Here is a 20315-nt window from a genome sequence, read left to right on the forward strand (position 1 = left end):
CTATTATATATTTTATACAGTAGCTTTTGAAGCTTCGATTACTTTCTCAGCAACAGCATTTGGAGCTGGAGCATAGTGAGAGAAAATCATGTTAGAAGAAGCACGACCTGAAGTCAAGGTACGCAAATCTGTAATGTAACCAAACATTTCAGACAATGGCACATCTGCCTTAATAACGATACCAATACCTTTAGGCTCTTGAGATTTCATGATACCACGACGACGGTTCAAGTCACCAATGATAGATCCCATGTAATCCTCAGGAGAAACAACTTCTAAAGCCATAATTGGCTCCAAAAGAACAGGTTTACAACTTTTAGCAGCAACCTTGAATCCTTCTTTAGCACAAAGCTCAAATGCGATAGGCTTAGAATCCACGGCATGCATTCCACCATCATAAACACGTACACTCATGCTGTCCATGTTGTAGCCAGCCAAGATTCCGTTGTCCATCATAGCGTCAAATCCTTTTTGAATAGGATTGATATAAGCTTTATCAATAGTACCACCTTTGATGTCCCAAGTGAACTCCAATCTAGTTTTGTTGTTTTTGAAGTCATCACTTTCTAAGAACTCCTCAGAAGCAGGTCCTAATTCAAACTCCATATCAGCAAACAAACCAGATCCACCCGATTGTTTCTTCAAACGCTCACGGTGAGTTACAGATTTTGTTAAAGCCTCTTTATAATTTACTTGAGGTGCACCTTCGTTCACCTCTACTTTAAATTCACGTTTTAGACGATCAACAATGATCTCTAAGTGCAACTCTCCCATTCCAGAAATAATGGTTTGAGCAGTATTCTCATCAAACTTAGCAGTAAATGTAGGATCCTCTTCTGACAATTTAGCCAAAGACATACCCAATTTATCTACATCTTTTTGAGTCTTAGGCTCAATAGCAATAGAAATAACGGGAGCAGGGAAATCCATACTCTCTAGTACGATTGGGTGATCTAAGTCAGATAAAGTATCTCCAGTTTTGATGTCTTTGAAACCAACACCAGCAGCAATATCACCAGCATAAACTGTTTCAACAGGTTTTTGCTCGTTAGCATGCATTTGATAAATACGAGAAATACGCTCTTTCTTGTTAGAACGAGTATTCAAGATATAAGAACCTGCGTCTAATTTTCCAGAATAACAACGGAAGAAACACAAACGACCTACATAAGGGTCTGTAGCAATCTTAAATGCCAAAGCAGAGAATGGAGCATCAAAATCAGCTGGACGACTCTCTTCTTCTTCTGTTTCAGGATTAGTACCAGTTACAGCATCAACATCCAATGGAGAAGGCAAGAAAGCACAAACAGCATCCAATACAGCTTGTACACCTTTGTTTTTGAAAGCAGAACCACACATTACAGGAATGATACTCATATCACATACTGCTGCACGAACTGCTGCACGAATCTCATCATGAGAAATAGACTCTGGATCTTCAAAGTACTTCTCCAACAAGTTTTCATCGTATTCAGCAACCGCTTCCAACAATTTTTCACGTGCCTCAGCAGCAGTATCCGCCAAATCTTCTGGCATATCAACTACCTCAAAGGTCATTCCCATATCATGCTCATTCCAAACAATTGCTTGACCTGTAATCAAGTCAACCACTCCTTTGAAATCATCTTCTGAACCGATCGGTACTTGCAAAGGAACAGCATTAGCTCCTAGCATATCTCTCATTTGTTGACAAACACCAAAGAAATCAGCACCTTGGCGATCCATTTTGTTAACAAAAGCAATACGAGGTACTTTATATCCATCTGCCAAACGCCAGTTGGTTTCAGATTGAGGCTCAACACCACCAGAAGCACAGAATAAAAATACCAACCCATCCAATACACGTAAAGAACGGTTTACCTCAACCGTAAAATCAACGTGACCAGGAGTATCGATAATGTTTACTGCATATTTTTTATCTTTCCAAGGCCATTCGGTCTTGGTAGCAGCAGATGTAATAGTGATACCACGCTCTTGTTCTTGCTCCATCCAGTCCATTGTAGCAGCACCATCGTGTACTTCACCAATTTTGTGACTAATACCTGTATAATACAGAACACGTTCTGTAGTAGTGGTTTTCCCTGCATCAATATGTGCAGCAATACCAATATTTCGCGTATAGGTTAAATCTATTTTTGCCATGACTTATAATAGTGGCTTAAATTTTATATAAAAATTGATTAATAAAATATCTAGGATATGTGTCTTGTCAAGGCGGCTAACAATTACCTTAACAAACTTCGTCAAATTATAATTATTTAGACTTAGTTCTTTTGCGACCAAAATGAGCAAATGCTCTATTTGATTCAGCCATTTTGTGTGTATCTTCTTTCTTTTTTACAGCAGAGCCTTCGCCTTTAGATGCTGCAAGTAGTTCAGCAGCTAATTTAGAAGCGATGCCTTTACCACTGCGTTGGCGAGAGTATTTGATTGTCCATTTCATTGCCACTGAGAGACGGCGTTCTGGACGGATTTCGGTAGGAATTTGGAAAGTAGCACCACCAATACGACGAGAGCGTACTTCAAGGGCTGGCATTACGTTCTTAATTGCTTTTTGGAAAATTTCGTGAGCAGATTCCCCAGTTTTTTCTTCCAAAATATCCATAGCTTGATAAAAAGCTCTGAATGCGGTACTTTTCTTACCGTCTAACATTAACATGTTTACGAAACGTGTTACTTGCTTATCACCATAACGAGGATCTGGTGCGACTTGGCGCACTTTTGGTTTTCTCTTTCTCATCTTCTTGTTAAATCTTTTTAGCTGTTGTTTGAGTCCAGACAATCCATCTTTAACTCAATCTTCAGTCCCGACTTATTCAGAACTTAGTCAACGTATGATCTTTTATATCGTTAATTCTTATTGAAACTCTCTTTACTTCTTAGCAGCTTTAGGACGCTTAGTACCGTAGCGAGAACGAGCTTGTTTTCTATCGGCAACACCAGCAGTATCTAACGCACCACGAACAACAGTATAACGTACACCAGGCAAATCTTTCACACGACCACCACGTACCAATACGATAGAGTGTTCTTGTAAGTTATGTCCTTCACCAGGGATGTATGCAATCACCTCAATTCCGTTGGTTAAACGTACCTTTGCTACTTTACGTAACGCTGAGTTTGGTTTCTTAGGCGTAGTAGTATATACACGAGTACATACTCCACGTTTTTGAGGACATGCATCCAATGCTCTGGCTTTTGAAGCTAGCTTGATGACTTTACGTCCTTTTCTTACTAATTGATTTATTGTAGGCATTTATCAAATAATTACTACTTTTTTTCAAATCCCCCTATTAAAAGGGGTTTACTTAAGCGATTGCAAAAGTACGATTCTTTTTGATAAAAAGAAAATAAAAGTGTGTTTTTTTGAAAAAAAAGAAATCTACTTCTCTAATTTTCATAGTTTTTATTGATCTTATTAAAAATTTTAAAATAATTCCTTGACTTAGCTGGATGTTTTAAACCAACAATACCTTACATCCTCATAAAATCTTTTTTCTCTGAAAAGCACTTTATTCTTTTTTTTCAGAATTGTCTTATAATAAAATTTGCCTCCCCCCCCTTCTCCCCCAAGCATTTTTTTTTGAGTTAAGCATTGACCCTTATCAATGCCCCTAGTTATATGTAATTTTTAACAATATACCATATTAATTCACCAATTAATTGTAGTTGCCTATGACCTCAATAATAGACCTTTCAAAAACAATAGAATACAAAAAAGAAGATCCTTGGTTCATGCGAATCAAAATCAAGCAATTCCCGCATGCCAAAAGCTTAAAATTAATTCGTTTCATCTTAAAAATGCCCAAAAAATTACTTCCTTCTAAGTTTAAGGGTTGGGCAGATGACAAAATCAAAAACATGGGTGTGCACTCTACTACACATATTGATGCTCCTTGGCATTATGGACCTATTGTAGAGGGCAAAAAAGCCAAAACCATTGACGAAATTCCCTTAGAATGGTTGTATGCAGATGGTGTGGTTATTGATATGAGTCACAAAAAAGATTTTGAAGTAATCACTATCGAAGACCTAGAAAGTAGCCTAAAAGCGACCAACACAACGCTTCAGCCTGGCAATATTGTATTGATTCGCACCGATCGGGACCAACTAAAAGGGAAAGCCTTTTTTGAGCGAGGTACAGGTATGGGCAAAGCCGCAACTGAATGGTTAATAAAACAAGGAATAAAAGTAATGGGAATTGACCAATGGGGCTGGGATTTACCTTTGGGGTATTTAGCTCAACAAGCCAAAAAGACCAATAATCGAGAACTGTTTTGGGAAGGGCATTTAGTTGGTTTAGATTATGAATATTTACACATGGAACAACTCACCAACCTAAAAGCATTACCCCCACATGGATTTAAAATTGCTGTTTTTCCACTCAAAATCAAAGGTGGCTCAGCGGCACCTGCTCGTGTTGTTGCTATCCTAGAAAATTAAATAGCCGCATTTACTCAAAGATGTGATCGGTCATATAGCCGATCACATCTTCAATTTTTTCTATTCTAACCTAGACAAATCGTCTAGAATGTTCTCTCCATAAAATTTATCTTTTTCTGGCTTAGGTGGCAATTTATCTTCTGTTATAAAATACAACAAAGCAGAAACAGCACTAGCAGTCAAACACAGCCCTCTCCACCAATACCTAGTTTCTCTCATGTCTGGATTGCCATCATTAATGTAAACAAAGGTTCCGTATAAAAAGAACACGATCATAAGCCACTTATAAGTAGTCAGAATGACATTTGTCTCCTCCGCCCAAACAATTAATAACAATGATCCAATTGTTGCTACGACTAGTATTGCATGGTAAGTATTTTCAGGATAATCCTTATCTACCCCTTCATAATTTCCCCAACCAACGCTCCTTATCTCTTCCAGTATTCCATTATCCATTTGTAGAAAATAATTCCCTAAAAGGAGCAAACTTAGATACCCAAGAGCATTAAAAGCCCAAATATATTTAAGCCTAAGGTCTACTACTCGTACAATAAGCCAGTCCAAGCAAAACACTACCGACAAAATAATTTGGAGGCTTGCCGAAAATACCCATCCAATCTTAGCTTCTTGGAGAGAAATTCTACCATCTGACCAATACAACAACACATAGCTGATAAAAAAAAATGCAGCAAATCCCTTTAATAAAAGAGCGATTGAGGACTTTGAATCGGAAGCCATTAGCGCAAGAAAAAAAGAAACAACACTACACCCACTCCAGATTGCATAATAAGTGTTTTCAGGATAATCTAAATCTAACCCACTGTAGTTTTGCCAGCCTACACGATCAAATTCCCCCCATAACTGTTCATCTAATCCAAGATAAAAAAAACCAAGATAAAGCAAATAGGCATAAAGCAGTCCGTGTAAGCAATAAAGTACTTTCATCGTATAGAGTTTGGCGTGTTTGGTTAAGCGCTTATCAACAATCCATATCGTCTAAGGGGCTCCAAAAAATGGTTTTAAAATCGACCACTTTATTCCCTGCTACCGTTACCCCCTCTGAACGCAATAGTTCTGCCATTCTGTTCCCTCCAAAAGATGCACGTCCCGTTAGTACTCCACTTCTATTAACAACACGATGTGCTGGTACATCCTTGGGGCAATTGTTCATTGCCCAGCCAACCATCCTAACTCGACGCTTTTGTTCCAAAGCTGTAGCTATAGCCCCATAACTCGTTACTCTCCCAACAGGAATCAATCGAGTTATAGCATAAATATCTTGTATAAATTGTTCCTTATCAAATTCCATTACTTTCTTAGTTTTGCTCCAATTCTATCCGCTCATTATTCAGTGGATGTTTTGACTTAATAGTATAGTGGAGTATTATTGACTATAAATCATCTAAAATTTCGTCTTCATAGAATGGCTTCAAAGTAGGAGCATGATCGATTTTTTTTCGAGCAAGTATTACCCAGCCCCAACCTGCTACAATATAAAGATTCCATGCCCATAAAGATTCGTCGAGCGCAATTCCTCTTGGGCTACAGAACATAGCTAGAGCAAAAAGAGTAAACACCGTACTTAGTAGCATCCAAAATTGCCCCATTTTTCGCAATCGAGAAATTGTTTTTGCTCCTACCAAAATAGAAAAGACACAGAAAATAACTGCAACAATAGCAAAATGGGCGCTAGGCTCACCATAAGGTCCTGCTTCATATCCAAACTCAAAAAATATAGCCACCAATTGTTCTTGCTTACTCTTTAAGTTTTCTCCAATGAGATAAAGAATAAATCCTAAAAAAGCATTTAGAGCATATAAATTTTTCATGAACCTTACTTTTGATCAAGAATAGATTATATGACCACTCAAAACGCCTCTCATTTTAATTTTAAAATCCACCCCATCAAAACGTTAAGTAGCCCATTAGACCTCCTCTTCTGCTCTCATCATCAAACTATAAGCATTCAGCCACATTCCCAAAACAATATAGGGGCCATAAATCAACAGCATATCTTGCATTTGTACAGCTCCTTCTCCAACCAAAGTACCAATTGAATAAGCCAAAAGTACAATAGCCAGTATTAGCATCACAATGCCAATCTTAGGCATTCTATAAAAGGTTTTTTGTCCTACATAAGCTGCAAAAACGGTGCAAAGGCACCCCAATATGGCATAAGCAGAAGAGGCCCATTCATAACTATCCCCATTTGGACGAAATCCTTCTAAAAAAGCTTTCTCCTCCTCATTAAGATGCACACCTGCATAAAAGAGAATTACAATTAAAAAAATATTAATGATATATAACTTCCTCAATTTTTGCTCTTTATTGTTAATAAAATATCCCTTATAAAGTTTCTTATCCCACCTAAAGTAAATATACCATAAACTATTCTTTTGATTAGAAAGAATGTGTTAAATGTTAAAGAAGCTCTACAAGAGTGTAAATATAGTTAAAGCCTAAAAAATACAGCAGGTATAACAAAGTTATCTCGTCATCTATTAATGATCTAATAGACTTAGCTTTTGTTAGTCCAATAAGAAAAAATACTTAGTAACAAGGTTAACGATCTAACAATTGCTGCTATATTTTATTATAAAGCGGAATTTTTTCTCTTTTATTATCACTTCGCCATAAAATCTGTATTTTTGCAAACTTTCCAGTATTTAGTATTAAAATGAAGAACTATGGCCAGTCTTAAAGATGAAATTGAAAAGCGTAGAACATTTGCCGTTATTGCACATCCTGATGGGGGTAAAACTACTTTAACAGAAAAACTATTGCTTTTTGGAGGTGCTATTCAGGTAGCAGGAGCTGTCAAATCTAATAAAATCAAGAAGTCTACAACTTCTGACTTTATGGAAATAGAAAAACAACGTGGAATTTCTGTAGCGACTTCTGTTATGGGGTTTAACTATAGAGCCTGTAACATTAATATTTTAGATACCCCTGGTCACAAAGATTTTGCAGAGGATACCTACCGCACCTTAACAGCCGTTGATAGTGTTATTGTTGTGATTGATGTTGCGAAGGGGGTTGAGGAACAAACTGAGAAATTGGTAGAGGTTTGTCGTATGAGAGATACTCCAGTTATTGTTTTCGTCAATAAGATGGATAGAGAAGGAAAAGACGGTTTTGATCTGCTGGATGAAATAGAAGAAAAGCTACAACTTACAACTTGTCCGCTCAGTTGGCCAATAGGAATGGGACAAGATTTTAAAGGTGTATACAACTTATACCAAAAACAGCTCAATCTTTTTGCTCCGAATACTAAGTATGGCAATATTTTGGAATTTAATGATATTAGCCTTCCTGATCTAGAACAACACATTGGAGATGATGCAGCAGAAACGCTTCGAGAAGAAGTAGAAACGATTGAGGAAGTTTATCCCTCTTTTGATCGAGAGCAATATCTAGCAGGAAAGCTATCTCCTGTTTTCTTTGGTTCTGCTATTAACAACTTTGGGGTAAAAGAATTATTGGATTGTTTTATTGAAATAGCCCCCTCTCCTGTTCATTTCAAAACAGAAGAACGCATAATAGATCCTTACGAGAATAAATTCTCTGGCTTTGTATTTAAAATCCATGCCAATATGGACCCTCGCCATAGAGATAGAATTGCGTTTTTGAGAGTGTGCTCTGGAACTTTCCAGCGTAATACCAATTATCTTCATGTCAGAAAAGAGAAAAAAATTAAATTCTCCAACCCAACAACCTTTATGGCTTCGAAAAAAGAAGTTGTAGACAATGCTTATCCTGGGGATATTGTAGGGCTTTATGATTCGGGGAACTTCAAAATCGGAGATACACTAACAGAAGGAGAAGTTTTACACTTCAAAGGCATTCCAAGTTTTTCTCCCGAACAGTTCAAATACATTGAAAATGCAAATCCTATGAAATCGAAACAATTGGCAAAAGGTATTCGTCAATTGATGGATGAAGGGGTTGCACAGCTCTTTACAAAAAACACCAACAACCGAAAAATTATAGGTACAGTAGGACAGCTCCAATTCGAAGTACTCCAATATCGTCTAAAACACGAATATGGCGCCAGTTGTCGTTATGAGCCGATACAACTATACAAGGCTTGTTGGATAACAAGTGATAACACGGCGAAATTAAGCGAATTCATTCGTAAAAAAGCCAATTATATGGCAAAAGATAAAGAGGATAGAGATGTTTATTTAGCTGAATCTAGATGGATGCTACAGAGCGCTCAAAACGATTATCCAGAACTAGAATTTCATTTTACTTCTGAGTTCTAAATGTATGCTCAGAAATATGGTGCTTGGGCTTTAATTACAGGGGCAGCAATGGGATTAGGTGCTGAATTTGCGCTTCAATTAGCGCAAAAGGGCATGAATATCATTGCTGTCGATCATAATTTAGCAGCACTAAAAAAAACCGCTCACGCACTCCAAGAACAAACATCCGTACAAATTCGCCCCATTCATCTAGATTTATCTTCTGCTGATTTTTTAGAACAATTAATAGCTCAAATTAAAGACTGCGAAGTAGGCGTATTAGTCAATAATGCAGGTATTTCTAAAATCGGTTATTTCACCGCCCAATCTCCTGATTTCTTAGCCACACAACTTCATATTAACACCAAAGTAGTTTTATTGTTATCTCGCCATTTTGCCCACCAAATGCAGCAGAGACGCAAGGGTGCTATCATTATCCTATCTTCGGGAGCAGGAGAGCTTTCTAGTGCTTATAATGCCGCATATTCAGCTTCTAAAGCCTTTGATTTAAAGTTGGCAGAATCTCTATGGGCAGAATTACAACCTGATGGAATTGATGTATTAGGATTTATGCCTGGCCCCACCCGTACACCAGGTTATATCGCACAAGGAGGAGACCCACAGGGTGCTCTGGTTATCTCTACACAAGCATCCGTTCGACAAGCGTTAAAAGCATTGGGTAAATACCCTAATTATGTTGCAGGGGGGATTGGAGGACGGTTAGGGCATTTTATTTTAACCCGCTTTTTTCCTGTTTCATTACGAATCAAAATTGTCAGCAAGCAAATACAAAAAATGTTTCACCTTCCCTAAACAATAATAAGAACCCCAAACGGATGAATTAGTATAAAAACAAAAAGATTTTGCATTTATAAAATGCAAAATCTCTCCGACATCTCTATAAGAACAGAGAAGTATATTTTATAAAGAATCAAGAAGATAGACAGCAGTCTATCCTTCCATATCTTTCATTTTTTCAGTATTGTACTTCGCTTTTAGAACCTCAACTCTACGCTCAACAGAAGGCTTTACAAAATGCTTTCTAGCACGTAGTTGTTTCATTAATTGCACTTTTTTGTGCTTGTTTTTGTATCTTCTTAAAGCTCTATCGATGGACTCACCATCTTTTACGTTAATAATTAGCATGTGAAATTTTTATTTTTTTTTTGATTCTCTTTTCAAAAGTTAGAATACAAAGATAGTAAATAACTTTGATTCTAAAAGAACATCTATCTTAGAAGATAAAATTTTAATCTCTAAAAGATTAAAAAAAAGGATTTATCCTAAGATAAACCCTTTTTTAGCGCCCTCAACTGGGCTCGAACCAGTGACCCTCTGATTAACAGTCAGATGCTCTAACCAACTGAGCTATGAAGGCGTTACTCTAAGAGAGCGATGCAAATATACGGCAGTTTTTCACTTCTCCAAAGCTTTTGAGAAAAAAAATTAAAAAAAATTAAAAAAAAATATCGCCCCAAATCACAACACACAGATTATCAGGGTTTTCTATTTTTTTATTTTTTTTGCATTTTTTTTAAAAAAGTTATTTACCCATAAAAAATGCAGTATTGTGCCCCACAATAAATAGAGTTTGTTATTTTTGTGATGTTTTAACACTATTAGAGTTGATGAGTTATGGTTTTTGAGACAACAAGGAACACCAAACACCTCATAATCATTAAATTAACTCTAGTTTGCTAATAAATTCTAGTTGTTAATCACATAAAATTCATCTAGAATTTCATTTTTTTTGAATATAAAGAATAGCAAACAGTAATCTTACAAATAAAAAAAATAAATTATTATGAGTTTATTGGTTTTGGGTACGGTAGCATTTGACACCATTGAGACCCCTTTTGGCAAAGCAGATCGTATTATTGGTGGAGCAGGTACTTATGTAGCATGGGCTAGCTCTCATTTTTATAGTGACATCAAGCTAGTTTCTGTAATTGGAGGTGATTTTCCCGATTCGGAATTAAACGCACTAAAAGATAGAGGAGTTAATATGGATGGACTAGAGGTAAGACAAGATGAAAAATCTTTCTTCTGGGCTGGTCGTTATCACAATAATATGAACTCTAGAGATACTTTGGCTACTGAACTCAATGTACTCGAAAACTATGCTCCTGTATTGCCTGAGTCAATCAAAAACGTAGATTACCTAATGTTGGGTAATTTTGCACCTGCTGTTCAAAAAAGTGTTTTGGATCAATTAGAGTCACGTCCTAAGTTGGTTGCTATGGATACCATGAACTTTTGGATGGATATTGCAATGGATGATTTAAAAGCGGTTGTAAAAGAAGTTGATGTATTGACCATCAATGATGAAGAAGCACGTCAACTTTCTGGAGAATATTCTCTAGTAAAAGCAGCACAGGTAATTTTAGAAATGGGTCCTACTCATTTGATTATCAAAAAAGGAGAACATGGCGCTTTGTTGTTCCACAAAGAAGGAATGTTCTATGTTCCAGCTCTGCCATTAGAAGAAGTTTTTGATCCAACAGGTGCGGGCGATACCTTTGCTGGTGGATTCATGGGGTATTTGGCAAAAACAGATGATTTTTCTTTTGAAAACATGAAGCGTGCTTTGGTTTATGGTTCTGTTGTAGCTTCTTATTGCGTAGAAGAATTTGGACCAAACAAATTGAAAGAGATCAGCATAGATGACATCCGAAATAGAACCAATGAATTTCTTGGATTGATGGATATTTCAATGCCTGTTTTGGCTTAATTAGAAGTCATTCAAAAACGATAAATAACTATACTTTAGCTCCATCAACACTGTTTGGTGGGGCTTTTTTTTATATTCTAACCTAAATCATCTATATTAGCCAGAAGTCCTTTGATATACTTAGCAAAAAAAAAAGGACTTATGCATATAATAAAAAATACTCTAGTAGACGTTAAAGAGTTTAAACTACCCCAAAGAGAATTTAACTTTTCTCTTTGAAAAACTCGTTCTCTATGCTCTATTTATTGACCTTTTAACTTACTATTCTAATGAAGAAAATACTTCTTTCTTTAGCACTTATTCCTATTCTTGTGCTAATTTCTGCATTTAAGCCCACTTCTACTATTGTACAGTTTGAGGCAGCTAATTGGGAAAGTTCTAAATCTAGAGCCATCTCAGAAGGCAAATTATACTTTGTTGATTTTGATGCTAGTTATTGTGCTACTTGTCGCAATATGGACGAAAGTACCTATATGGACGAAAGACTAGCCAACTACATCAGTGACAATGTTGTTGCTTTACGTGTTGATGTCCAAGATTTTGACGGGGTAATGTGGTCGCAACAATATGAAGTGGAGGCTCTGCCAACCATGTTAGTCTTCAATGAGCAAGGACAGTTGGTAAAACGATTAGTAGGTTATCAAAGTGCAACAGATTTGATTAAAGAATTTGCAGCAATCAAAACAATAGCTCCTACCCCATCTCCTGCTGTTAATACAGCTCCAACACCTCAACCTATTGCCGCAGACAAACCGATGCCCAAAACGAATGCAACAAACAATCCTACCATTAGCTCAGAGCAGCCCACGGATTTAAATACAGTTGCCGCAAATTCGGTAGAGGAAGAAGAAAAGGCACAAACTGGTTTAGGTTTGTACGAAATTGCTGTTCGCAAGCAAGAATCCAATGGTTATGGCGTGCAAATTGGCGTATTCAGCACCTACGAAACCGTCTTAACTCAAGCCAGTAAATTCAAACGAAAATACAGCAAAAAAACACTGATTCATATCGATGAGCACAATGGTTCTGTTGTCTATAAACTACTTCTAGGAGCGTTCAAATCTAGAAGAGATGCCGCTTATTTTAGAAATGATTTGCGCAGAGACAATATTGATGGGCTTGTCAAAGACTTAAGTGTTATGAAATAACTTTTTAGTTCTTTTTACGATTTATTTTTACACCAATTTGCCAATTAAAAAGCAGGATATTTTCTGCTTTTTAATTGGCATTTCTCAATTTATAAACTTACTATGCGTACTTTAATTCGCAATATCAAAACGCTCTTACTTGGCGATGATCAAGCGCCAATGATGGTAAAAGGAGCTGCTATGCAAAATCTCCCAACACTAAATAATGCTTTTGTTTGGGTAGAAAAAGATAAAATTGTTGACTGGGGTCCAATGAGTGAGTGCCCTGTAGCTACACCTGACCAAACAATTGATGCAACGGGTGCCTTTGTCCTACCTACTTGGTGCGATTCTCATACACATCTGGTCTTTGCGGCCACAAGAGAAGGTGAATTTATAGATAAAATTCAAGGCGTCTCTTACGAAGAGATTGCTCGTAAAGGAGGAGGAATTCTTAATTCTGCCCAACGCCTCCAAAATACTCCTCAAGAAGTACTATTAGAAGCCGCTTATAAACGCTTAATGGAGGTCAAAAACTATGGCACAGGAGCCATTGAAATCAAAAGTGGGTATGGGCTTAGTTTGGCAGCAGAACTAAAAATGTTGCGAGTCATTCAGCAGCTCAAAACAATGACAAAAATTCCTATTAAAGCAACCTTTCTGGGGGCTCATGCTTTACCACTTGCTTACAAAGATAATAGGGCTGGTTATCTCCAACTTATTATCGATGAAATGTTACCTCAAATCGCAGAAGAGGGCTTAGCGGATTATATTGATGTTTTTTGTGAAAAAGTTGCTTTTTCGGTAGCTGAAACCGAACAACTTATGGAAGCAGGTGCTCGATATGGCTTAAAGCCTAAAATCCATACCAATCAATTTAATTGCATGGGGGGAATCCAAGCCTCTGTTGCACACCAAGCTATTTCGGTGGATCACCTAGAAGTCATCAATGAAGAAGAAATTGCTTGTTTATTAGCCTCTGACACCATGGCAACTCTGCTTCCCTCTGCTCCTTTCTTTATCAATGATCATTATCCGCAAGCTCGCAAAATGATTGATGCGGGTATGGCAGTAGCTTTAGCTAGTGATTACAATCCTGGATCGACTCCTTCAGGCAAAATTCCTTTTGTCTTATCGTTGGCTTGCATCAAGATGAAAATGTTGCCCGAAGAAGCTATTTTTGCCGCTACGCTAAATGGTGCTTATGCCATGGAAGAGGCACATCGTTTGGGATCTATCTCCAAGGGAAAGTTAGCGAATTTGATTATTACCAAACCAATGGACTCCATCGCATATATGCCTTATGCTTTTGGCTCTGACTGGATTGATAAAGTTATGATTTCAGGAGAAATTTAATGATTCAACAAGAAAGCTCTTTGATGATTAATCAAAGAGCCCCTTTATGAATCCATTACCTAAATTATATACATTGGTTATTTAGAGCAACTTGTTGCTCTGCTATTGTTAGAACAAATCAAGAATTTTTTTATTTCTTGATTTGTTCGCAATTGCTTTGGCATCATCTCCTGAACGATAGGCATCATAACCTCTCGAAATCGTATGCTTTATATCTGCTCCTTGCTCTATCAAATATCGACTTGCATCATAATGCCCTGCAATAATCGCTTCGTGCAAAGGAATAAAACCATAGTCCTCGGCAAGATTTATACTAGCTCCTGCTTCTACTAAAAGTTGAATCGTTGGGACGTTTCCTGCTCTAGCGGCAACATGTAAAGCAGTAAAACCATCGCTATCCTGATGATCTAATTCTTCTTTATAATTGGGATAATCTGTTACTAATTTTTGAACAATCATACTCGTAATCTCTGGCGATATTTCAGCAGCATCTCTTAATGCTTTTTGATTTGCCCCTTGCTTTGCTTGCCCCAAATCAATCCCATTATTAATTAATATTTTGGCAATTTTCACATGCTCCATATACTCATTATCAAAAGCCAGAATACGAGCCCCTTTATGGTATAGACTATTGATACAAAGCATCAACGCATTAAAATAACGAGCTTGCAAGGCATTGATATCTGCACCATATTTTAATAAGAGTTGAACCATTGCAGCGGTTTTATCGCTAGCATTGTCGTTTCTAGCAACTGACAATAAAATAGAAGTTGTATTGTTGGCATCTTTCATGTCAGCATCCCCTCCATTCTTTAAGTATTTTTCTACAACTGCTCCTAAATTATTAAGGGCGGCTTGTCTTATTTCATCAATACTAAAAGTTGTTTTTTTGGTATCTAGCAGTGGTAAGATATTAATTCGATCCTTCGCTTGAGCAATATTCAGAGCGAGTGTACCGATTGGAAAACTTTCCTTTTTAGCTATTGAAGCCCGATTAGGATCTACCCCTTTTTTTTGCAAAAATTTTAGAATATCTAAATCATCCTCTGTATCCACCAAATGATGTAGAGCAGTCCACCCAGCAGCATCTATCTCATTTATATCCTGAATATCAACCTGTTTAAAAAATATTTTTACAGCATCTAAACGCCCACTTCTAGCAATTGCATGCAAAGGCAGTTCCCCGCTGTTATTGGGGATATTCGTCGCTGTGCCACCTTTCAACAAAGCTTTTATTATTCTAGGCTCCCCTATTCTACAAGCTAGTAAAAAAGGACTGTTGCCTTCCTGATCCACAATTGATAAATCTGGTTGTGCTTTTATTATATTTAATGCGATCTCAATGGCATCATAATACAACGTTTGTCCAGTTGGTCCCCAAGATTTCTCTGCACAATATCGCTGATCTTTTAAAGGGAAAGAACGTTTTTCTTTGTTCACATGATAAGTAAATAGACCATTTTTAAGTTTATATTCTACATACCGATCACCATTATGCCCCTCTGAATACCAGTCTGATATTCTTGCATTTTCAATTGTTTCTAAAATGCGAATCAAAGCCGTCTTCCCTGCCTTATCTTGGCTGTTAACGTCAGCTCCCAATTTTAGCAAAGTTTTGGCGTGTTTTACCTTATCCAAAGGCTTACAACAAAGCGTATGAAGGGCTGTAAATCCTTTTTGGTCTTTTATGCCTAAATTCGGTTTTGTTTTGGTTCTTGTCAAATAAGAAAGAACATGAAATGGGCTTTTTTCGGCGGCAATATGAATAGGGGTCTCTCCTTTCTTATTTTGGACATTCAGATCCCCTCCTTTTGCCAATAACCTCTTTGCAATTCGATCATAAACATTTATTCCTGCTGCAATATGCAAAGAAGTATCTCCTGCTCTATTTTGATAATTAACATCAGCTCCTGAGTCCATTAAAATAAAAGAAATCGTAGAGTCTTTAGCTATTGCCAAATGCAATACAGAATCGCCATCTGAAGTAATGGCATTGGGGTTAAGTTCTCCATTATATTTCAAATCTCTTACCTTACTATCATTATCGCTGATTACTGCATCTATTGTTTTTTGTATTGACATTCTTTAATGTTTAAGGGTATAAATAAGGGATATGACCGATTCTTAGTTACAAAAATAAGCCGTTTAAAGTTGTTTTTGAAAGCTGATGTATAAGTGTCAAGCGTAGATGTACAACTGTTCTACATGGAACAATAAGTGATGGCACACGATTACAAACGAAGTGCTTTACCATCTTGAAACGCTATAATTAGACAAAATTTCTCCATTGCTATAAAACTGTAATTTATGAAAAACAATGCTAGGGAACTGTTTCGATAATTCTTCTATTTCTTGATATGAAATTTTAGCTCTATAATGAACGCTAATTAGCTTAAGATTGGGCAATTTTTCCAAAATAGCACTAGGAATTGTTGTTAATGCTTCACTTTTAAGATCCAATAATTCTAAACTTTCTAAGCCTCCTAGCGCCAAAGGCAAGCTTACTAAATGCTTATCGGTAATCATTAGCTTTTTGAGTTGTTTGAGCTTATTCACCCCATCAAAAGGCAAAGAAATTTTCAACTGACGCAAATTGCTTAATTCACCTATAAATTCAGGAGTTTTAGGCAAAGGATTGTTGATAATCGTTAAATATTCTAACTCACTTAGGTTCGCAATTGTTTCTGGCAATTCTGTCAATTTATTGGCACTAATATCTAATGATTTAAGTTGTTTGAGTTGCCCAATACTGCTCGGTAATTTTTTTATTTTATTGGACCATACAGACAATTCCTTTAGCTGATCTAAATCGCCTATTGTGGCAGGAAGTTCTTCTAAACTATTTTGAAAGAGGAGTAATTTCTCTAATTGTTTTAATTTTCCAATACTATCTGGTACATTTTTTAGGTTATTTCCTGTCCCTGCCAATCGACATACCTTAAGGTTTGTCAAACCGTCTAATACATTGGGTATCTTTTTTAGAGGACCAAAAGAAATATTCAATTTTTCTAGAGCGGCAAGATCTTTAATAGTTTCAGGAAGTGTCTCTAGCTCGTTATCCACCAATTCCAATGATTCTAAATTTTTGAGTTTGCCTATTGTAGCAGGAAGTGTCTTCCATTTTGTACCATAAATATCAATTTTATCGATCTTTTCACATAAGGGAGAAAAACCCCAAACGCCAGCTCTTTCTTTCAAAGAAAGTTTATCCTTTGCTACTTTTTCCAAAATAGTAGGGATAGAACGAATGGTACTTTTGCCAAAAGCATCTAGCAAGGGCTTAAATCGTTCAAGAATAGCTGCTTTTAATTCTTTGGATTGACCTTTCAACATTTCCAAGCCTAATTTTGCATTCTCTTTGTCCATCGTCAATAACTGACAAATGTTTTCATATTCTTGTTTCATATCAATTTACCTTAAAATATTTGTTTTATGTAATGCTCTATTTTCTCTGTATTCTTCATTAAGAACGGGTATTGCCAATTCGAAAAACCTCGATATTTTAGCAGCGTATCCAAATAATGGTTCAGAGAAAGAGAAGGAAAACCAAAACCATCAGAATTGTTGGCTAGGTAATATAACTCATCTTCGATTTCGTTTTTTTCACGATCAATCAGCCATCCAATATTCACAACATTATTCCATGTTTCAATTAATCTAAAGAAAGGAATGTCTTCCAATTCTTCTGCTTCAAAATGTCGATAATAACACTTAGAATTCACCTTAGGATGAGATATTCCTAAGTTGGGAAAAGGCAGTATATCAATGACTCCAGAAATAGCATTCCTTTGGTCGCACTCAAACCGTGCAATATTATTTTTTAATAAATTGCATTCCCATGATATTTTAATACCAGAACCCACCGCAGCATAAAACTCTAAATAAGAGGGGGGTAATATTGGCAAGTTCAGTCGCTCCTGTTCTTCTCTAATGGCCTGAACACTTCGTTTTTCCCCCACAAAACCTTCCAGTAGATTTATTTTGCTGTTATTCTTTAGTTCAGAAATTAATCCTTCAAATTTTGATCTATACTCCCTCATCTGTCTTATCTGTTATGAGCTTATTTAAGTAATCAAGTAGTTAAATAAACGTCATTTTTTAATCAAACAAAACACAAAAAAAATGTATTTATAATACAACCAAAAACACTAAACATTCTATAACACACTAATAACAAACAAAATATAAGTTTTAAAAATAGGAGATTCAAGCCTTAACATTTGCTCCTTTCATAACAAAAATTTCGGAGCCTTCTGCCAAAAATACAGAATCAGGTTGTTGATTAATAAAAGCGAATTGCTCGCCATATATTTGAGAAAAATCGCCTTCTGTCTCAAAATTACAGACCTGATACATATCCCACGTAGGGTGCCCGACTTCGTATTGTGCCGTTTTTTGGTCGTTAAGTCGAGTATAGCCCCAAAAATGTTCCGTAATAAACTCGGCTTCACTACCTTCCTTTATTTTTAACGGTTGAGGAATTGCCTCTACCTTCATTTTGTGCCACTGTTGATTTTTTTTTGCCTCATAAGACAGCTCCATTTTTTGAGCATTGGATGTTATAACATGACGCATGGGCAAGGTTTCATAATGTTCTCCATAAATGGTATTCGCCACCCAAGAAATCATTCTTTTAGGAACAATTTCTTTGATGAAGACAACCCCTCTACGCCATTCGCTCCCATGTTGGTATCGTACATAAAATCGAAGATTTATTTCTTCAAAATTTCGATAAAAAGGAATGGGTACTCCCAAAACCTTTGTATTCAAGAATAAAAAACCAACAAGACTTAGGTGCAACTTTCCATTCCAATCATCCAATTCTGTCCCCATGGGCAAATAAGGTTTTAAGAGTTCGGGCTCTACTAAATAATTTGCCAAGATTAATTTGCGCCATTCTGCTGTCAAGAACTTCATATTGTTTGGTTGATTTCGTTTGTTTTTGTAATATCGTCTATCCTTTAGAACGATCGATTGGTAGTACTCCGTACCTCAAAAATAATTTACGCAACATCCACCTTATAACCATTTCAAGATCAAAGCCCTTAGGCTCTCTTAAAACATAAGGTTCTCTACGCAGTACAGCTTTAGTCAATATAAAAATTTATACCCACTATGGCAAATAACAACGAACCATTAGCCGAACGCATGCGCCCAAAATCTTTGGAGGATTATATCAGCCAAAAACATTTGGTAGGTAAACAGGGAGCTTTAACCAAAGTAATTCAAGTTGGGAGAATTCCTTCTTTGATCTTGTGGGGACCACCTGGCACAGGCAAAACTACGCTAGCCACGATTATTGCAAGTACATCGGGACGACCATTCTATAGTCTATCGGCCATCAATGCAGGTGTCAAAGATGTACGAGAAGTCATCAAAAAGGCGCAGGGGCATCATGGCTTGTTTAGTCCTCAACAACGCCCCTTGCTATTTATTGACGAAATTCATCGGTTTAGTAAATCTCAACAAGATGCCTTGCTTGGAGCTGTAGAAAAAGGAGTGATAACCTTAATTGGAGCTACAACAGAAAATCCTAGCTTTGAGGTCATTCCCGCTTTATTGTCTCGCTGCCAACTCTATATTCTAAATAGCTTAGAAAAGGAAGATTTGGTGCAGTTGTTAGAAAATGCTAAAACCAAGGATGCTTTATTATCTCAAAAAGAAATCATACTAAAAGAGGTGGATGCCCTCTTACGATTTTCAGGTGGGGATGCTCGAAAATTATTAAATGTCTTTGAATTAATCTGTACTTCTGAAGATACGCCAACCGTTACCATTACAGATGCCTTGGTGCAATCAAAAGTTCAGCAAAATATTGTTCGATATGACAAAACAGGAGAACAACATTATGATATTGTTTCTGCATTCATTAAATCCATTCGAGGATCAGATCCTAATGCAACGGTTTATTGGTTGGCTAGAATGATAGAAGGAGGGGAAGATGTCAAATTTATAGCAAGAAGACTTATCATTGCTGCTGCGGAAGACATTGGGCATGCCAACCCTACCGCTTTGGTTATTGCTAACAATACATTTCAAGCCGTTACAACCATCGGTTTTCCTGAGAGTCGAATTGTTTTGTCACAATGTGCAACTTACTTGGCTGCTTCTCCCAAAAGCAATGCCGCATATATGGCTATCAATAACGCTCAACGCTTAGTCAAACAAACGGGTGACCTTCCTGTTCCACTGCATTTACGAAATGCGCCAACCAAATTAATGAAACAACTCAATTATGGCAAAGAGTATCAATACTCCCATGACTATCCTGGTAATTTTGTGCAGCAGGAATACCTGCCAGAAGGAATAGAAGGAACTACGCTTTATCAGCCAGGCAACAATCAAAGAGAACAAGGCATGAAAAATTATTTAAAACATTATTGGAAGGATAAATACGGTTATTAAAAGCTAAAA

19 protein-coding genes and 1 tRNA gene are annotated in these 20315 nt (G+C 36.8%); 7 read left to right on the forward strand and 13 right to left on the reverse strand.

All coding sequences use genetic code 11. From position 1 onward, the window contains the following. Positions 1-12: 12 nt before the first annotated feature. The 3 genes from fusA to rpsL form a co-directional block, all read right to left on the reverse strand. Entirely contained in the window at positions 13-2142 is a 2130-nt protein-coding gene (fusA, locus tag AsAng_RS22970) for an elongation factor G (RefSeq protein WP_264789439.1), read from the reverse strand. A 112-nt stretch (positions 2143-2254) separates the two neighbouring features. Continuing rightward, positions 2255-2740: a 30S ribosomal protein S7 gene (rpsG, locus tag AsAng_RS22975; RefSeq protein WP_264793589.1), complete on the reverse strand. Its 486-nt coding sequence runs from the start codon at positions 2738-2740 to the stop codon at positions 2255-2257. A 132-nt stretch (positions 2741-2872) separates the two neighbouring features. Next, the gene (gene rpsL / locus AsAng_RS22980; protein WP_264789440.1) at positions 2873-3256 is read right to left on the reverse strand and encodes a 30S ribosomal protein S12; all 384 of its coding nucleotides are present in this window, start codon (positions 3254-3256) and stop codon (positions 2873-2875) included. 419 nt (positions 3257-3675) lie between these two features. Between rpsL and AsAng_RS22985 the strand changes: the two genes are divergently transcribed. Next, positions 3676-4443 (forward strand): cyclase family protein, encoded by a 768-nt coding sequence (locus tag AsAng_RS22985; protein WP_264789441.1) that lies wholly within the window; start codon positions 3676-3678, stop codon positions 4441-4443. A gap of 60 nt (positions 4444-4503) precedes the next feature. On the opposite strand, the gene AsAng_RS22990 is transcribed toward AsAng_RS22985, so the two are convergent. The 4 genes from AsAng_RS22990 to AsAng_RS23005 all read right to left on the reverse strand — a co-directional run bounded on the left by AsAng_RS22990 (position 4504) and on the right by AsAng_RS23005 (position 6758). Then, on the reverse strand, positions 4504-5388 hold the full coding sequence (locus AsAng_RS22990; RefSeq protein ID WP_264789442.1) for a hypothetical protein: 885 nt from the start codon (positions 5386-5388) through the stop codon (positions 4504-4506). 34 nt (positions 5389-5422) lie between these two features. Next, positions 5423-5752 (reverse strand): MGMT family protein, encoded by a 330-nt coding sequence (locus AsAng_RS22995; protein ID WP_264789443.1) that lies wholly within the window; start codon positions 5750-5752, stop codon positions 5423-5425. An 82-nt stretch (positions 5753-5834) separates the two neighbouring features. Next, positions 5835-6272 carry a hypothetical protein gene (locus AsAng_RS23000; protein WP_264789444.1) on the reverse strand — a complete coding sequence of 146 codons (438 nt, stop codon included), beginning with the start codon at positions 6270-6272 and terminating at the stop codon, positions 5835-5837. A gap of 96 nt (positions 6273-6368) precedes the next feature. Beyond that, positions 6369-6758, reverse strand: coding sequence for a hypothetical protein (locus AsAng_RS23005; RefSeq protein ID WP_264789445.1), 390 nt, complete (start codon positions 6756-6758; stop codon positions 6369-6371). 372 nt (positions 6759-7130) lie between these two features. Between AsAng_RS23005 and AsAng_RS23010 the strand changes: the two genes are divergently transcribed. Then, on the forward strand, positions 7131-8708 hold the full coding sequence (locus AsAng_RS23010) for a peptide chain release factor 3 (RefSeq protein ID WP_264789446.1): 1578 nt from the start codon (positions 7131-7133) through the stop codon (positions 8706-8708). Continuing rightward, positions 8709-9500 carry an SDR family NAD(P)-dependent oxidoreductase gene (locus AsAng_RS23015; RefSeq protein WP_264789447.1) on the forward strand — a complete coding sequence of 264 codons (792 nt, stop codon included), beginning with the start codon at positions 8709-8711 and terminating at the stop codon, positions 9498-9500. Positions 9501-9638: 138 nt separating this feature from the next. Here the strand turns inward: AsAng_RS23015 and rpsU are convergent, their stop codons facing one another. After that, positions 9639-9833, reverse strand: coding sequence for a 30S ribosomal protein S21 (gene rpsU / locus AsAng_RS23020; RefSeq protein ID WP_264789448.1), 195 nt, complete (start codon positions 9831-9833; stop codon positions 9639-9641). Between the two features lie 158 nt (positions 9834-9991). Further along, positions 9992-10065: transfer RNA gene (locus AsAng_RS23025), tRNA-Asn, on the reverse strand. 426 nt (positions 10066-10491) lie between these two features. Between AsAng_RS23025 and AsAng_RS23030 the strand changes: the two genes are divergently transcribed. The 3 genes from AsAng_RS23030 to hutI all read left to right on the forward strand — a co-directional run bounded on the left by AsAng_RS23030 (position 10492) and on the right by hutI (position 13901). Continuing rightward, positions 10492-11418 carry a PfkB family carbohydrate kinase gene (locus AsAng_RS23030; protein ID WP_264789449.1) on the forward strand — a complete coding sequence of 309 codons (927 nt, stop codon included), beginning with the start codon at positions 10492-10494 and terminating at the stop codon, positions 11416-11418. Between the two features lie 269 nt (positions 11419-11687). Next, positions 11688-12566 (forward strand): thioredoxin domain-containing protein, encoded by an 879-nt coding sequence (locus tag AsAng_RS23035; protein ID WP_264789450.1) that lies wholly within the window; start codon positions 11688-11690, stop codon positions 12564-12566. 102 nt (positions 12567-12668) lie between these two features. Continuing rightward, positions 12669-13901 (forward strand): imidazolonepropionase, encoded by a 1233-nt coding sequence (hutI, locus tag AsAng_RS23040; RefSeq protein ID WP_264789451.1) that lies wholly within the window; start codon positions 12669-12671, stop codon positions 13899-13901. 108 nt (positions 13902-14009) lie between these two features. Here hutI and AsAng_RS23045 read toward each other — a convergent pair whose 3' ends face one another. The 4 genes from AsAng_RS23045 to AsAng_RS23060 all read right to left on the reverse strand — a co-directional run bounded on the left by AsAng_RS23045 (position 14010) and on the right by AsAng_RS23060 (position 18818). Further along, complete coding sequence (locus tag AsAng_RS23045; protein ID WP_264789452.1) at positions 14010-15983, reverse strand: ankyrin repeat domain-containing protein; 1974 nt, start codon at positions 15981-15983, stop codon at positions 14010-14012. Between the two features lie 165 nt (positions 15984-16148). Then, the gene (locus AsAng_RS23050) at positions 16149-17306 is read right to left on the reverse strand and encodes a leucine-rich repeat domain-containing protein (RefSeq protein ID WP_264789453.1); all 1158 of its coding nucleotides are present in this window, start codon (positions 17304-17306) and stop codon (positions 16149-16151) included. 11 nt (positions 17307-17317) lie between these two features. Continuing rightward, a complete protein-coding gene (locus AsAng_RS23055) occupies positions 17318-17941 on the reverse strand; it encodes a hypothetical protein (RefSeq protein WP_264789454.1) in 624 nt (207 codons plus the stop codon). Between the two features lie 166 nt (positions 17942-18107). Continuing rightward, a complete protein-coding gene (locus AsAng_RS23060) occupies positions 18108-18818 on the reverse strand; it encodes a YqjF family protein (RefSeq protein ID WP_264789455.1) in 711 nt (236 codons plus the stop codon). A 198-nt stretch (positions 18819-19016) separates the two neighbouring features. Here AsAng_RS23060 and AsAng_RS29965 point away from each other — a divergent pair, with 198 nt between their 5' ends. Further along, on the forward strand, positions 19017-20306 hold the full coding sequence (locus tag AsAng_RS29965) for a replication-associated recombination protein A (protein ID WP_319993635.1): 1290 nt from the start codon (positions 19017-19019) through the stop codon (positions 20304-20306). The last annotated feature ends 9 nt before the right edge of the window (positions 20307-20315 follow it).

The organism is Aureispira anguillae, from assembly GCF_026000115.1.
GTDB classification, from domain to species: Bacteria; Bacteroidota; Bacteroidia; order Chitinophagales; family Saprospiraceae; genus Aureispira; species Aureispira anguillae.